12 protein-coding genes are annotated in these 14,612 nt (G+C 71.6%); 7 read left to right on the plus strand and 5 right to left on the minus strand.

Going from position 1 to position 14,612, the window contains the following annotated elements:
- Window positions 1–62 precede the first annotated feature (62 nt).
- Both P5G46_RS06560 and P5G46_RS06565 read left to right on the plus strand, forming a co-directional pair.
- Entirely contained in the window at window positions 63–536 is a 474-nt protein-coding gene (locus P5G46_RS06560; RefSeq protein ID WP_239277876.1) for an Lrp/AsnC family transcriptional regulator, read from the plus strand.
- A gap of 86 nt (window positions 537–622) precedes the next feature.
- Window positions 623–1,546 (plus strand): hypothetical protein, encoded by a 924-nt coding sequence (locus P5G46_RS06565; protein WP_239277878.1) that lies wholly within the window; start codon window positions 623–625, stop codon window positions 1,544–1,546.
- A 10-nt stretch (window positions 1,547–1,556) separates the two neighbouring features.
- On the opposite strand, the gene mmuM is transcribed toward P5G46_RS06565, so the two are convergent.
- The 4 genes from mmuM to P5G46_RS06585 all read right to left on the minus strand — a co-directional run bounded on the left by mmuM (window position 1,557) and on the right by P5G46_RS06585 (window position 5,504).
- Window positions 1,557–2,402, minus strand: coding sequence for a homocysteine S-methyltransferase (gene mmuM, locus P5G46_RS06570; RefSeq protein WP_408905247.1), 846 nt, complete (start codon window positions 2,400–2,402; stop codon window positions 1,557–1,559).
- Window positions 2,399–2,908: a MarR family winged helix-turn-helix transcriptional regulator gene (locus P5G46_RS06575; RefSeq protein ID WP_239277898.1), complete on the minus strand. Its 510-nt coding sequence runs from the start codon at window positions 2,906–2,908 to the stop codon at window positions 2,399–2,401. Before P5G46_RS06575 ends, mmuM begins: the two co-directional genes overlap by 4 nt.
- A gap of 149 nt (window positions 2,909–3,057) precedes the next feature.
- Window positions 3,058–4,185 (minus strand): glycerate kinase, encoded by a 1,128-nt coding sequence (locus P5G46_RS06580; RefSeq protein ID WP_408905248.1) that lies wholly within the window; start codon window positions 4,183–4,185, stop codon window positions 3,058–3,060.
- Between the two features lie 314 nt (window positions 4,186–4,499).
- On the minus strand, window positions 4,500–5,504 hold the full coding sequence (locus P5G46_RS06585; protein WP_408905249.1) for a LacI family DNA-binding transcriptional regulator: 1,005 nt from the start codon (window positions 5,502–5,504) through the stop codon (window positions 4,500–4,502).
- A 171-nt stretch (window positions 5,505–5,675) separates the two neighbouring features.
- Here P5G46_RS06585 and P5G46_RS06590 point away from each other — a divergent pair, with 171 nt between their 5' ends.
- The 5 genes from P5G46_RS06590 to P5G46_RS06610 all read left to right on the plus strand — a co-directional run bounded on the left by P5G46_RS06590 (window position 5,676) and on the right by P5G46_RS06610 (window position 12,793).
- A complete protein-coding gene (locus P5G46_RS06590; protein ID WP_239276842.1) occupies window positions 5,676–6,965 on the plus strand; it encodes an extracellular solute-binding protein in 1,290 nt (429 codons plus the stop codon).
- A 10-nt stretch (window positions 6,966–6,975) separates the two neighbouring features.
- The gene (locus P5G46_RS06595) at window positions 6,976–7,998 is read left to right on the plus strand and encodes a carbohydrate ABC transporter permease (RefSeq protein ID WP_375095262.1); all 1,023 of its coding nucleotides are present in this window, start codon (window positions 6,976–6,978) and stop codon (window positions 7,996–7,998) included.
- Window positions 7,995–8,879 (plus strand): carbohydrate ABC transporter permease, encoded by an 885-nt coding sequence (locus tag P5G46_RS06600; protein ID WP_375095261.1) that lies wholly within the window; start codon window positions 7,995–7,997, stop codon window positions 8,877–8,879. The genes P5G46_RS06595 and P5G46_RS06600 overlap by 4 nt, the downstream gene beginning before the upstream one ends.
- 5 nt (window positions 8,880–8,884) lie before the next feature.
- The gene (locus P5G46_RS06605; RefSeq protein ID WP_375095260.1) at window positions 8,885–11,203 is read left to right on the plus strand and encodes a beta-xylosidase/alpha-l-arabinosidase; all 2,319 of its coding nucleotides are present in this window, start codon (window positions 8,885–8,887) and stop codon (window positions 11,201–11,203) included.
- Between the two features lie 114 nt (window positions 11,204–11,317).
- The gene (locus tag P5G46_RS06610) at window positions 11,318–12,793 is read left to right on the plus strand and encodes a deoxyguanosinetriphosphate triphosphohydrolase family protein (RefSeq protein ID WP_375095259.1); all 1,476 of its coding nucleotides are present in this window, start codon (window positions 11,318–11,320) and stop codon (window positions 12,791–12,793) included.
- A 298-nt stretch (window positions 12,794–13,091) separates the two neighbouring features.
- On the opposite strand, the gene araA is transcribed toward P5G46_RS06610, so the two are convergent.
- Window positions 13,092–14,603: an L-arabinose isomerase gene (gene araA / locus P5G46_RS06615; protein ID WP_375095258.1), complete on the minus strand. Its 1,512-nt coding sequence runs from the start codon at window positions 14,601–14,603 to the stop codon at window positions 13,092–13,094.
- Between the last annotated feature and the right edge of the window lie 9 nt (window positions 14,604–14,612).

Raw genomic sequence — 14,612 nt, forward strand, 5'->3', positions numbered from 1 at the left:
GTGCACCGCGGTACCCTCAAGCGAACCCACCCTCAGCCGATGGCCCGACCGAAGGATCTGCGATGGCCGACGACGACCTACATCCCCTGGACGCCCGCATCATCGACCTGCTGTCCGCCGACGCTCGGATGACCAACGCGGCACTCGCGGACGCGCTCGGTGTTGCCGCGTCGACGGCACACGCCCGCGTGCGCGGTCTGGTCGAGCGCGGCCTCATCACGGGGTTCCACGCCGCCGTCGACCAGAGCCGTCTCGGCCGGGGGCTTCAGGCCATCGTCGGAGTCACACTCCGACCTGGGCAGCGCCACGAGAGCATCCGCGCGTTCGCTCAGGAGGTGCGACGACACCCCGACGTCATCCAGTTGTTCTTCCTCGGCGGTGCCGACGACTTCCTCGTGCACATCGCCGTGGACGACTCTTCGGCCGTGCGCCGCTTCGTGGTCGATCAGCTCTCGGCCCGGCACAGCGTGGCATCCACCCGCACCAGCATCATCTTCGAGTACCACCGCAACGCCCTCGCGGCCGACTTCGCGTGAGACGGCCCGCAGCGGCGGCGAGACGGCGCACCGCGGGCCGATAGAGTGGCGGAACCGTGCGGCGCCGCACGGCGAGGGGAAGAGCCGTGTTGCTGACGATCGGGCTCGCTGCGATGTCCATCGGCGTCGCTATCGCCGTGGTGGGGATCGCCCTCCCCAAGACCTCAGCGCCCGTACGGTTCACGACCTTCCTGCAGTACGCCACCATGGCCGGGATCTTCTCGGTGGGATCGGCGATGATGTACGCCGTGCACCGGTACGACGGCGCACGGCTGGCCCTGGTCGTCGCCGACGCCGGCATGGTCCTCACCGCCGGCACGATGGCCGTCGCCGTGGCCGCACTGTCCACGCGCCGCCGCCGCGCCGCTCTGGCGCTGGTCGCGGTGATCGCGCTCGCGACGGGCGCAGCGACTGCGACCATGAGCGAGGAGCAGTCCCTCATCATCAAGGCGGCGGTCCTCGCCGTGGTGTGCGGTGTGTGTGCGATCGCCGCGGCCCGCTCGACGGTCGCACCGCGGCATCCTGCGCGTCTCCTCGCCGTCGCGATGGGGGTCTACACCGTCTACTCGGCAGGGCGTGCCGTGGTGGGCGCAGCGACCGGCTGGGCCGGGCCGATGGGACCGGTGTTCCGCTCGCTGGAGATCGGCTCCGCGGTCGCCATCATGATCGTTCTGGCGTGCGGCCTCGCCATCATCCTGTCCCTGCGCTCGCCCAGCCGGACGGCGGACAGCGTCTCCGGCGAGCTCACCGTCATCGTGGTCGGTGACGCGCGCCTCGTGGCGCGGGCCTACGGCGTCGAGCACTTGAGGTCGCTCGTCAACGAGATGCGGGCGGCGACCCACGCCATCGACGATCGCGCCGTCGACGTCCGAGACGGCGTGGCCACGGCACTCCCGTCGGCGCTGTCCACGCTCAGCGACCAGTTGCAGAACGGTTTCGGCTGGAGCCCGGAAGAGATCGCACTCCTGACCGAACGCCGGGCCGCGCGCGGGCGCGGCGAGCGCGCCTGACACCGAGGCGTCACGAATGAAGCGCGGCGGCGATCGCGGCGATGTCAGCCGGGGTCGAGCGGCAGCAGCCGCCCACGAGCCGCGCTCCGGCCGCCACCCACGACGGGGCGGTCTCGGCCAGCGGCGCGGGGGCGCCGTGCCACGTGCGGGCCTCGGCATCCCACCGCTCCCCGGTGTTCGGGTAGGCGACGAGCGGCACGGCGGGCGCTTCGGCCAGGGCCGGGAGGACCCGCGCCGGTGTGCAGCAGTTGACTCCGACCGCGATGACCTCCGGAACGGATGCCGCGGTGCGCAGAGCCTCGGCCAGAGCCCCGGCAGCAGTGAACCCGGTGCTGTCGGCGGACAGGCTGACGAACGCGGGCATGCCCAGAGCGGTGAGTTCGAGAGCGAGCGCCTCGACCTCGAGCGGGGACGGGATCGTCTCGACCGCGAGCAGATCGGCGCCCGCCTCGGCGAGAACGGCGAGGCGGCGGCGATGCAGACCACGCAGCTGCGCGACGTCCAGCCCGTACTCCCCCGTGTACTCGCTGCCGTCGGCGCGCAGCGCACCGACCGGACCGACGGATGCCGCGACCAAGGGACCTCGGACCTCGCGGGCGAGCAAGACCGAGCGCCGAAGGAGCGTCTCGACCTCGGCATCCGGAATCGATCCGCCGAAGCCCACCTGATAAGACGCGGTGATCAGGACGTCCGCGCCGGCGGCGGCGAACTGCTCGTGGGCGGCGCGGACCTCGCCCGGGTCGTCGCGCAGAACCCGCGCGGACCACAGCGACGACGACACATCGTTGCCGCGGCGCTCGAGCAGGGTGCCGAGGCCTCCATCGAGGACGAGGGGGCGGGTTTCGAGGTCGATCACGCCTCGTGGGTCTCGCCCGCGGCGAGGACGCGCAGCACGCGCGCGAGAAGCGCCTGATCCGCGCGGCTGACATCGCGCAGGGCCTCGGCCTCGAGACGCACCAGCTCGGTCATCGCGGCGTCGACACGTTCGATGCCCTCGGCGGTGATGGCGACGAGGATCGCGCGACCGTCGGAAGGGTTGGGCCGACGGTGGACGAGCCCGCGATCCGCGAGCTTGTCGAGGCGATTGGTCATCGCCGCGCTGCCGATCATCGTCGCCGCGATGAGGCGCGTGGCGCTCAGCTCGGTACCGGCGCGACGGAGGACGGCGAGCACGTCGAACTCCCACACGGCGATGTCGGCGCTTGCGAAGGCGCGGGCCCGCAGTTTCGACAGGTGGAAGGCCGCGCGACGCAGCCGCGACATGACGTCCAGCGGGGTCAGGTCGACTTCGGGCAGCAGTTGCGACCAGGCGTCGATGAGGAGGTCGACCTCGTCGTCTTTGCTGCTGGAGACCGTGGACACACTTCGACGGTACCGGAGTCGCGGGGGCGATCGGCTCCGGACCGGGCGTTTCGCGGCGGGATTGTGCGTTCGCCGGGCGCATTCGACCGTCGCGGCCCCGCCCGGCTATTCGACGGCAACCCGCAATCCCGCGGGCTCCCCGGGAACGCTCACCGTGGCGCGGACCGGCCTTCGCGCCGCGCCAACACCCCGCCGGCCGCCGACAGCCACCGCCCCGGGTCGGCGAGAGCGGCGTCGGCCGTCCCCGCGAGATCGACGAGCGCCACCGTCGAGACGAAGCCCGAGGTGTCGGCATCCGGCGCGATCCGCCCCGCGACGAGAGCCGTCGGACGCGCCGCTTGCCGGGCGAGCCCAGCGACCAGGGCCGGCGCCTTCCCCGCCGCGGACCCCGCGTCGAACGCCCCCTCCCCCGTGACCACGACGTCGGCGGCGGCCACGGCGTCGGCGAGGCCGATCAGATCCGCGACGCGCTCAGCCCCCGGCAGGAGGACGGCACCCCACGCGCGCAGGGCTGCGCCGGTCCCGCCCGCCGCACCCGTTCCGGCTTCGTTCGTGTCGACGCCGAGCAGCGCCGCCGCGCGAGCGAGCGCCGCATCGGCTTCCGCGACCGCCCGGACCCCGAGCCCCTTCTGCGGACCGAACACCGCTGCCGCGCCGGACGGACCGGTGAGCGGGCTGCGCACATCACTGAGCACGAGGACCCCGTCCCGCGGCGCAGGACGCAGCCCCGAGCGATCCAGGCGGACCGCGGTGCGCACGCCCCGCAACCCGGGCAGCGCCTCGCGCCCGTCGGCATCCATGATGCGCGCCCCGAGAGCGGAGAGCACGCCGAATCCCGCGTCGGTGGACGCGCTCGAGCCGATCGCGAGCACGAGGCGGGTGACGCCGTGATCGAGCGCCGCGGCGATCGCCTGCCCGAATCCGCGGGTGTCGGCGTCGAGCGGGCGCAGGTCGCCGCCCAGCAGTTCGATGCCCGAGGTCGAGGCGAGTTCCACGACGCCGGTCTCACCGGTCGCGTCCGCCGCCGCGGGGAGAAGGACCCAGGATGCCGCGACCTCACGCCCGTGCGGACCCGTGACACGCACCGGCATCCGGCGAGCCCCCGGCACGGCCGCGAGGAAGGCGTCGAGGGTGCCCTCGCCGCCGTCGGCCATCGGCAGCTCGACGATCTCGTCGTCGCCCCGCACGGAACGCCACCCCGCCGCGAGCGCCGCCGCGGCCCCCGCCGCGGAGATGGACCCCTTGAACCCGTCCGGGGCGAAGAGCACGCGCGTCACGCGCCGACCCTACTCCGCCCGGTGCGTCGGCACGGGCCGGGGGCGGGCGCCGGGAGCGGGGCGGGGCGGGGCGGGGGCCGGGGCCGGGGGCGGGGCGCGGGCGGGGGCGGGGGGCAGAGTGTCCAAGACACGCCGATGCCGAGCGCGCGCATCCGCGTGTCTTGGACACTGAACCGCGAGAGGAACGCGCATCGCCGGGGCCGCTCTCGACCGGCGCAGCGAGTGTCCACAACACGCGGACACGCCTCACACGCGTCCGCGTGTCTTGGACACCGAACCGCCGGGCGGAGCGCGGGGCGGCGCCGGGAACCGGGTCAGCGGGGCCGAGGCGGGGGTGCGGTCGTGGCGCGGACGACGAGCCGGGTCGGCAGCTGGACGTGGGTTTCGGGCAAGTCCTCGCCCGTCAGGAGCGCGAGGACGATGCGCACCGCCTCGGCCCCGAGGCGTTTCATGGGCTGACGGATCGTCGTGAGGCCGGGCTGGGCGCGCGCGGCCTCGGGCACGTCGTCGAACCCGACGACCGATAGATCGTCGGGGACGCGCAGCCCCCGTTCGGCGGCGACTTCGATGATCGACAGGGCGGACAGGTCGTTCGCGGCGAAGACGGCGGTGGGCCGATCGGGCAGCGCGAGCATCGCGTGGGCGGCCTCGCGCGCCACGTCCTGCTCATAGCGTCCGACCCCCACCAGCGCGGGATCGAACGGGATGCCGGCCGCCGACAGCGCCGCGCGGTACCCGGACGCGCGCGCCACCGCCGACCGCAGGTCGGGGCGACCGGCGATGAAGCCGATGCGACGGTGGCCGAGCTGCACGAGGTAGTGGACGGCCTGCTGGGCGCCGGTGAAGCTGTCGGATTCGACCGTGGGCAGGTCAGCGCGGCCCGTATGCGGGTCGACGGCGACGATCGGCACCTCGCTCACGACGTTGACGACCGTGGGCGTGACCAGGATCGCCGCGTCGATGAGCGTGCCGCTCAGGCGGCTGAGCGAGCGCCGCTCCCAGCCCTCACCGTCGCGGCGGGCACCCGTGTAGGCGAGGAGGTCGTAGCCGGTGTCGGACAACGCCCCGCCCACACCCTTGAGGATCTCGGCCGAGAACGGCTCGATGTCGGCCACGAGCACGCCGATGACCCCCGTGCGTCGCGCCCGCATGCTGCTGGCCACCAGACTGGACTCGTAACCAAGGGCCTCGACGGCGTCGAGCACGCGCGCGACCGTCTCGGGCGAGACGCCGTATCGGCCGTTGACGGCCTTGGACACGGTTGCCACCGAAACCCCCGCGGCGGTGGCGACGTCGTGGATGGTCGCGCGTCTGTTCACGGCTCGACACTAGTCGTGGAAATCATTTTCGAAAACGTTTGACGCTCGTCACGCCCCGGGTGACACTTCTGGAACCTCGGGCCGCACACCCGGGGGTGAACGAACGGCATCGCAGCCGAACACCGGAGCATCCCGCGAGGGACGCACCTCGACGAAGAGAAACGGAATCACATGAACACGAGGAAGATCCTCGCCGCGTCGGCCATCGCCGTCGCCGGCACCCTGGCCCTCGGCGGTTGCGCCGCGGGCGGCGGCGGCGGACAGAACGCCGACGGCAGCGTCACCCTGACTTTCTGGCACAACTCCACCACCGGTGACGGAAAGAAGTACTGGGAAGACACCGCCGCGGCCTTCGAGGAGGCCAACCCGGGTGTCACCATCGAGATCCAGGCCGTGCAGAACGAGGAGATGGACGGCAAGCTCCAGACCGCGCTGAACTCCGGCGACGCGCCGGACGTCTTCATGGCACGCGGTGGCGGCAAGCTCGCCGACATCGTCGAGGCCGGCCAGGCGATGGATCTCACCGACAAGATCTCCGATGACGTCAAGTCCGCTCTGGGCGGATCGCTCGGCGCCTTCGAGGTCGACGGCAAGAACTACGGCATGCCCGTCGCCGTGCTCCCCTCGGGCATCTTCACCTCGCAGGACCTGCTCACCGCCGCGGGTGTCACCGAGGCCCCCGCGACGATCGACGACCTCGTGGCGGCGGACGAGAAGATCCGCGCCACCGGCGTCGCCCCCATCGCCGTGGGCGCCAAGGACGCGTGGCCTGCCGCGCACTGGTACTACAACTTCGCACTGCGCGCCTGCGCCAAGGACGTGCTGGATGCCGCGGCCGAGAGCCGTAACTTCGACGACCCGTGCTGGCTCGAAGCGGGCGAGAACCTGCAGGCCTTCCTCGAGACCGAACCCTTCAACGAGGGCTTCCTGACCACCGCAGCCCAGCAGGGCGCCGGTTCTTCGGCGGGTCTTCTGGCCAACAAGCAGGCCGCGATGGAGCTCATGGGCGCCTGGAACCCCGGCGTCATCGCGTCGCTGACCCCCGACCAGCAGCCGCTGCCCGACCTCGGCTGGTTCCCGTTCCCCGAGGTCCCCGGTGGTGACGGAGAGCCCGGCGCCATCATGGGCGGCGTCGACGGATACTCCTGCTGGGTCAACGCCCCCGAACAGTGCGTCGACTTCCTCAACTTCATGGTGACCCAGGAGAACCAGGAGTACTACGCCGAAGCGTTCCAGACCATCCCCGCCTCGAGCGAGGCGACCGCAGCGGTCACGACGCCCGCCCTGCAGTCGGCCCTGGCCGCCTACACCGACGCCCCCTACGTGTCGGTGTGGCTCGACACGCTCTACGGCCAGAACGTCGGCAACGCGCTGAATGTCGCCGTGGTCGACATGTTCGCCGGCAAGGGCACACCGCAGGGCATCGTCGACGCCGTCAACGCGGCTGGCGCCCGCTCCTAAGGATCCCGACATGACCACCGTGCGTCACCCCGTCGCCACCGCGTCGGACGACGTCGCCGGTCGCCGCCTGGCCGAGGAGGGAGCTACCCGCTCCTCCTCGGCCGGGCGGTCGCCCGTGCGGCGCCGCCGCGAGAACTGGCGCATCCGCGGCGAACTGGCGATCCTCCTGGGCCCTGCCCTCGTGGTCTTCGTCTCGTTCGTCATCCTGCCGGTGGCCCTGGCCGCCTTCTACGGCTTCTACAGCTGGTCGGGGTTCGGCGCCCCCACCGAGTTCGTTGGATTCCGCAACTACCTGACGATCCTCACCGACCCCGCCTTCCACGAGGCGCTCGGTCACAACGCCTTCATCGTCATCGGTTCGCTGGTGCTGCAGGGCCCCCTGGCCCTCGGACTCGCCCTCCTTCTCAATCGCAAGATGCGGGCGCAGTCCCTGATCCGCGTGCTGATCTTCGTTCCCTACGTCATCTCCGAGGTCGTCGTCGGCCTCGGCTGGGGCCTCATGCTGCAGTCCGGCGGCGCGCTCAACGGCGCACTGGAGAAGATCGGGCTCGGCGCCCTCCGCGCCGACTGGATCTCCGACCCGGCGCTGGCGATCTGGACGCTGCTCATCATCATCACGTGGAAGTACATCGGCTTCGCCGTCATCCTCTTCCTCGCGGGGCTCCAAGGCATCCCGGAGGAGCTGTCCGAGGCCGCCGCCATCGACGGCGCGTCGTTCTGGCAGATCCAGCGCCACATCGTGCTGCCCCTCATGGGACCCACGATCCGCATCTGGGCGTTCCTGTCGATCATCGGCTCGCTGCAGCTGTTCGACCTCGTCTGGATCATCTGGGGTCAGTACGTCGCCTCGACGGCCGGAACCTCGACCATGGCCACCTACATGGTCGCCAACGGCCGCAACGCCGGCAGCTTCGGCTACGGCAGCGCCGTGGCCGTGGTGATGTTCCTCATCTCCCTCGCCGTCGCCCTCATCTACCAGCGCTTCGTGCTCCGTCGTGACACGGCCGGCGCTCTCACGGGAGGCACCAAGTGACCGCCACCGCCACCCTCGTCGCGCCGAAGGCGCCGCGATCGGCCCGCCGCTCCCCTGTCGGCACCTCGCGCTCGAGCTCGGTCATCGTGGGCTTCGTCGCCCTCCTGCTGATCGGAATGATGCTCGCCCCGGTGGTGTACATCATCCTCGGCGGCTTCCGCTCGAACGCCGAGATCACCGTCGACCCGTCCGGGTTCCCGACCCGGTGGAACTGGGAGAACTACGCCGACGTCCTCGGCAGCGGCGTGTTCTGGGGCCAAGTCGGCAACTCGGCGATCGCCGCGATCGCGACGACGGTGTTCGTCGTCGCGCTGGGTCTGATGGCCGCGTACGCGCTGTCGCGCTACCGCTTCCGCGGGCGCGGGGCCGTGTACGCGCTGTTCACCGCGGGACTCATGTTCCCGATGACGGTGGCCATCACGCCGCTGTACATCCTGGTGCGCAACCTCGGGCTGACGAACTCGCTCACCGGCGTCATCATCCCGCAGATCGCGTTCGCGCTGCCGCTGACGATCATCATCCTGTCGCCGTTCCTCGCCGCGATCCCGAAGGAGCTGCAGGAGGCCTCCTCCATCGACGGTCTCGGTCGTCTCGGCTTCTTCTGGCGCATGGTGCTGCCGCTGGCCGTCCCCGCGGTCGTCACCGTCGGCATCCTGGCGTTCGTCAACAGCTGGAACTCGTACATGCTCCCGCTGTTCATCCTCAACAACGAGGCCTCGTACACGCTCCCGCTGGGAACACAGGCCTTCGCTTCGCAGTACTCCGTCGACACCGCGCGCGTGCTCGCATTCACCTCGCTGTCGATGATCCCCGCTCTGCTGTTCTTCAGCGTGTTCGAGCGACGGATCGTCGGCGGCCTCACCGGCGCCGTGAAGGGCTGATCCGCATGACCATCCACAAGTCCGACATCGGCGCACCGCTGGCCCCCGGCGTCTCGGCCCGCGTGCAGGCGCTCGTGACCGAGATGACCCTGGACGAGAAGCTGGCCCAGCTGGTCGGCTACTGGGTCGACCAGGGCGACGAGGTCGTCGCGCCGATGTCCGGCGAGAAGGTCACCTCGACCGACTACGCGGATGCCACGGTCCACGGCCTCGGCCACCTCACCCGGGTGTACGGCACGCGGCCGGTCGACCCGGTCGACCGGGCCGCCTGGCTGTGGAGCGAGCAGCGTCGACTGAAGACCGAGACGCGTCTGGGCATCCCCGCCCTCGTGCACGAGGAGTGCCTGACCGGTTTCGCGGCGTGGAAGGCAGCGACCTTCCCCACCCCGCTCGCGTGGGGCGCGTCGTTCGATCCCGAGACCGTCGAGCTCGTGGCATCCGCCATCGGACGCTCGATGCGCGAGGTCGGCGTGCACCAGGGACTCGCGCCGGTGCTCGATGTCATCCGCGATCCCCGGTGGGGACGCGTCGACGAGTGCATCGCCGAAGACCCGTACGTGGTCGGCACGATCGGCACCGCGTACGTGCGGGGCCTGCAGGACGCCGGCGTGCACGCGACGCTCAAGCACTTCGTGGGGTACTCGGGCTCGCGGGCGGGCCGCAACCACGCCCCCGTGCACGCGGGTCCGCGCGAGCTGCAGGACGTGTTCCTGCCGCCGTTCGAGATGGCGGTGCGTGATGGCGGTGTGCGTTCGGTGATGAACTCGTACGCCGAGATCGACGGCGTCCCCGTCGCCGCCTCGCCCGAGCTGCTCACCGATCTGCTCCGCCGACGGTGGGGCTTCGACGGCACGGTGGTCTCCGACTACTTCGCGGTGGACTTCCTCCGTTCGATGCACGGCGTCGCCGGCACCCCCGGCGAGGCCGCGCAGCTCGCCCTGGAGGCGGGGATCGACGTCGAGCTCCCCGGCGCCGACGCCTACCCGCACCTGGCCGCGCGGGTGGCATCCGGAGACCTTCCCGAAGCCGTGATCGACCGCGCGGTCGCGCGCGTCCTCGCCGAGAAGGAAGACCTCGGTCTCCTGGATGCCACCTTCGACGACGCCCCCACGGAGGTCGACCTCGACGACGCCGAACACCGCGCGCTGGCGTACCGCCTGGCGCTGGAGAGCGCCGTGCTGCTGCGCAACGATGGCGTGCTGCCGCTCGCGGCCGCTCCCGGACGCATCGCCGTCATCGGCCCCAACGGCGACAGCGCCGAGGCGCTCATGGGCTGCTACTCGTTCGCCAACCACGTGCTGGCGCACCACCCCGGGACGCCGATGGGCTTCGACATCCCGACGGTGCGCGAGGCCCTGGCCGCGCGGTTCCCGGATGTCGTCGCGGCGGAAGGCTGCACGGTCGAGGGGACGGATGCCTCGGGCATCGCCGCGGCGGTCGAGCTCGCCCGTTCGGCCGACGTCGCGGTGGTCGTCGTCGGCGACCGCGCGGGCCTGTTCGGTCGCGGCACGGTGGGCGAGGGGAACGACGCCGATTCTCTCGAGCTGCCGGGCCTGCAGCGCCGTCTCGTCGAGGAGGTCGTGGCGACCGGGACGCCCGTGGTGATGGTGCTGCTCACCGGCCGCCCGTACGCCCTCGGGTGGGCGCTCGACGAGGCCACCGGTCCCGCGGCGGTCGTGCAGTCCTTCTTCCCGGGAGAAGAGGGTGGTGCCGCTCTCGCGACTCTGCTGGCCGGTGACGCCTCTCCCTCGGGGCGCCTCCCGGTGTCGCTTCCCCGCTCGGCCGGGGCGCAGCCGTACTCGTACCTGCACCCGATCCTCGGCGGCCCCACCGAGGTCACGAGCACCGACCCGACCCCCGTCCGGCCGTTCGGTTTCGGGTTGTCGTACACGACGTTCCGGCGTGAGGGCCTCGAGGTGGACGGGTCGTCCGGGTCCGCCGTGGAGGTGCGGGCCGGTGACGCGTTCTGCGCGCGCGTCCGCGTGACCAACACGGGCGAGCACCGCGGTGCCGACGTCGTGCAGCTCTACGCGCACCGCGCCGTCGCGAGCGTGACGCGCCCCGTCGCCCAGCTCGTCGCGTACGCCCGGGTGGAGCTCGAGCCGGGCGAGACGGCGGACGTGCGGTTCACGATCCCCGCGTCGCGCCTGGCGTACAGCGATCGTGCGCTGCGCCGGGTCGTCGAGCCCGGCGAGGTCGAGCTGCGCGTGGGTCCGTCCTGCGCCGAGGTCGACGAAGCCGTGGCCCTGCGCCTCACGGGCCCGGCGTTCGAGCTGCGTCCCGACGACGCTCGCATCGTCGCCGTCGAGGTGCGCCGGGGCTGATCCCGCCTCTCCTGTCCGCGAGACTTCATCGCGCCGACGACCGCCCCGCATACGGCACGGGGGTTGTCGGCGCGATGCTGTCTCGCGGGGGTGGACGGCCGATAGCGTGGACGGATGACGCTCCCCACGGCATCCTCGCGCGTGTTCGACGATCGCGACGCCGCCGGCGCCGACCCGTGGTCGATCGACCTGGAACGCATTCAGTTCTCGCCGTACTTCTCCCGCCTGTCGGCCGTGACCCAGGTGGTGTCGCCGTCGATCTCGGGCGCCCCGGTGCACAACCGCCTCACGCACACGCTCAAGGTCAGCGCGATCGCCCGCGTCGTTGCCCTGCAGCTGAACACGAGCGCCGGCACCGACGTGTGCAACGCCACCGTCGTCGAAGCCGCCGCGTACGCGCACGACCTGGGCCACCCGCCGTTCGGCCACCTCGGTGAATCGACGCTCGACCGTCTCGCGCGCACCGAGCTCGGCCTTGCCGACGGGTTCGAGGGCAACGCGCAGACGTATCGCATCCTCGCGGCCCTCGACGTCGTCGAGCACGCGCCCCGGGGGCTCAACCTCACCGCCGCCGTGCGCGCGGCCTCGGCGAAGTACCCGTGGTCGCCGTCGGTGTCGGCGGCCGAGATCGAGCGGCTCGGTCCACCCCGTGGCATCCGTCGCGCCTCAGACGGCGCGTACCGCGTGCACAAGTACTCGGTGTACGACCTCGATGCCGCTGACCTGGACCAGGCGCGGGAGGGCGTGGATGCCGAGCCGCTGCGGCAGACGATCGAGGGCGCCGTCATGGACCTCGCCGACGACATCGCGTACTCGGTGCACGACGTCGACGACTTCTACCGCGCGGGGATCCTGGACCACGCCCCGATCGCGGCGGAGTTCCGCGGCTGGCTGGACGACGTGCTCGAGTGGCGCTCGCGCGATGACGCCGAGGTGCGGGCCGAGCTCGCGCCCGGCGCGGGCCTGGAACGCTTGCGGCGGAAGATGCGCCGCGACGACCCGTGGATCGCGGACGACGAGGCGTTCCTCGACGCGGTGAGCGACGTGGATGCCGAGATGGTCACCGACCTGCTCGCGCGCCCGTTCGACGGGTCGTTGACGGCCGAGCGGCGGCTGGCCGCGTTCACCGACCGGTGGATCCGCCGCTTCCAGGAATCGGTGCATCTGCGACCGCTGGACACTCCGCGGTCCGGACCGGTGGCGCTGTCGCCGTCGGCCTGGCACCACGTCGAGGTGCTGAAGTTCGTCCACAAGCGATTCGTGCTGAGCCGCCCCGACCTGGCGATCCAGCAACGCGGAATGAGCCGGATCCTCGCGCGATCGGTGCGCGCGCTCGGCGAATGGCTCGACGACGACCTCGACCGATCGCGCACCCCGCGGCGGCTGCGCGAGCTCATCGCCCTCGCGCAGGAGCAGTACGCCGCTCTTCCCGCCGAACGCCGGCCGACGGATGCCGAGGCCGAGACGCTCGCGCGCTCCCGCGGGATCGTCGACTACGTGGCATCCCTCACCGACGCCCAGGCGTTCACGCTGTCGGAGGCGATCTCCGGCCGCGCCGACCGCCTGTGGTCGCTGGGCCAGCGACTGTAGCGCGGTCTCCCGGCATCCATGTCCCACTTCGTGCGACGGCAGTGTCCCGAAGCTGCACGAAGTGGGACATGCACGCCGGCCGGCTGCCGCGGCTGCGGGCACACGAATGCCCCGGGTCCCGCGGTGGCCCACCACCGACGCGGGCCCGGGGCACGGTTCGTGCGCCGGAACAACCGGGGCACGGTTCGTGCAGTGGGGCGCACGATGTCCGCCCCGCTGCACGGGACGCGCCCCGAGCGACCGGTTCGCGTACGTGCCGCACCGCCCCGGGGCTCGAAGCAACCCGGGGCGGCGGGGGTCAGATGCCCTGGGCCAGGCGGTAGTACGCCTGGTTCCAGCGCAGCTCGCTCTGGAAGCCGCGGACCGTGGTGTCCTCGTCGATGACGACGAGCTCGGTCTTGGCCATCTCGGCGAAGTCGCGGAACACCTCGATGCCCACGGCCGTCGTCATGACGGTGTGGTGGGCGGCGCCGGCGGCGAGCCAGCACGCGGCCGACGTCGCGAAGTCCGGGGCGGGCTTCCACACCGCGCGGCCCACGGGGAGCTTCGGCAGGTCGGGAGCCTCGACGTTCTCGACGACGTTCGCCGTGAGGCGGAAGCGGTCGCGCATGTCGCTCAGCGCGACGACGAGAGCCGAACCGGGGTCGGCGGTGAACACCAGACGCACCGGGTCTTCCTTGCCGCCGATGCCCAGCTCGTGGATCTCCAGGCGCGGCTTGGCCGTCGTGAGCGACGGCGAGACCTCGAGCATGTGCGCGCCGAGGATGCGCTCGTTGCCGGGGACGAGGTCGTAGGTGTAGTCCTCCATGAGCGACGCGCCACCGGGCAGGCCCGCGCCCATGACGTTCGCGACGCGCACGAGGATCGCCGTCTTCCAGTCGCCCTCGGCGCCGAATCCGTAGCCCTCGGCCATGAGGCGCTGCACCGCGAGACCGGGCAGCTGCTTCAGGGCACCGAGGTCTTCGAACGAGGTGGTGAACGCGCCGAAGCCGCCCTCCTCGAGGAACGACCGCAGGCCGAGCTCGATCGCGGCGCCGTCGCGCAGCGACTGGTGCCGCGCGCCGCCGGGGAGCAGCTCCTCGACCACCTCGTAGCTGTCGATGTACTCCTGCACGAGCGCGTCGATGTCGGCATCCGTTGCCTGCTCGACGGCCTCGACGAGCTCGTTGACGCCCCACGTGTTGACCTGGACGCCGAAGCGCAGCTCGGCCTCGGTCTTGTCGCCCTCGGTGACGGCGACGAAGCGCATGTTGTCGCCGAAGCGCGCGAGCTTGAGGGTGCGGGCGGCCGTCCAGCCGGCGGCGGCGCGCTCCCAGTCCTCGATCTGCTGACGCACGGCGGGGTTCGACACGTGCCCGACGACGGTCTTGCGCGCGACGCCGAGGCGCGTCTGGATGTACCCGAACTCGCGGTCGCCGTGGGCGGCCTGGTTGAGGTTCATGAAGTCGAAGTCGATGTCGTTCCACGGCAGTTCGACGTTGGCCTGCGTGTGCAGGTGCAGCAGCGGCTTCTGCAGCGCGTCGAGGCCGGCAATCCACATCTTCGCGGGGCTGAAGGTGTGCATCCACGCGATGACGCCGATGACGTCGTCACGGCCGTTGACCTCGAGGGCCATACGGCGGATGCTGTCGGAGTCCTTCAGCACGGGCTTCCAGACGACCTTCACGGGCAGGCCCGAGAGGCCTTCGACGACACCCTGGGACTGCTCGGCGACCTGCTTCAGGGTCTCCTCGCCGTAGAGGTTCTGGCTGCCGGTGACGAACCAGACCTCGTAGCCGTCGAGGTCGTTCTTGAGGGGCGTGCGGGTCATGTCTTTTCC

Origin of the sequence: Microbacterium mcarthurae (genome assembly GCF_046064585.1) — a bacterium.
GTDB classification, from domain to species: domain Bacteria; phylum Actinomycetota; class Actinomycetes; order Actinomycetales; family Microbacteriaceae; genus Microbacterium; species Microbacterium mcarthurae.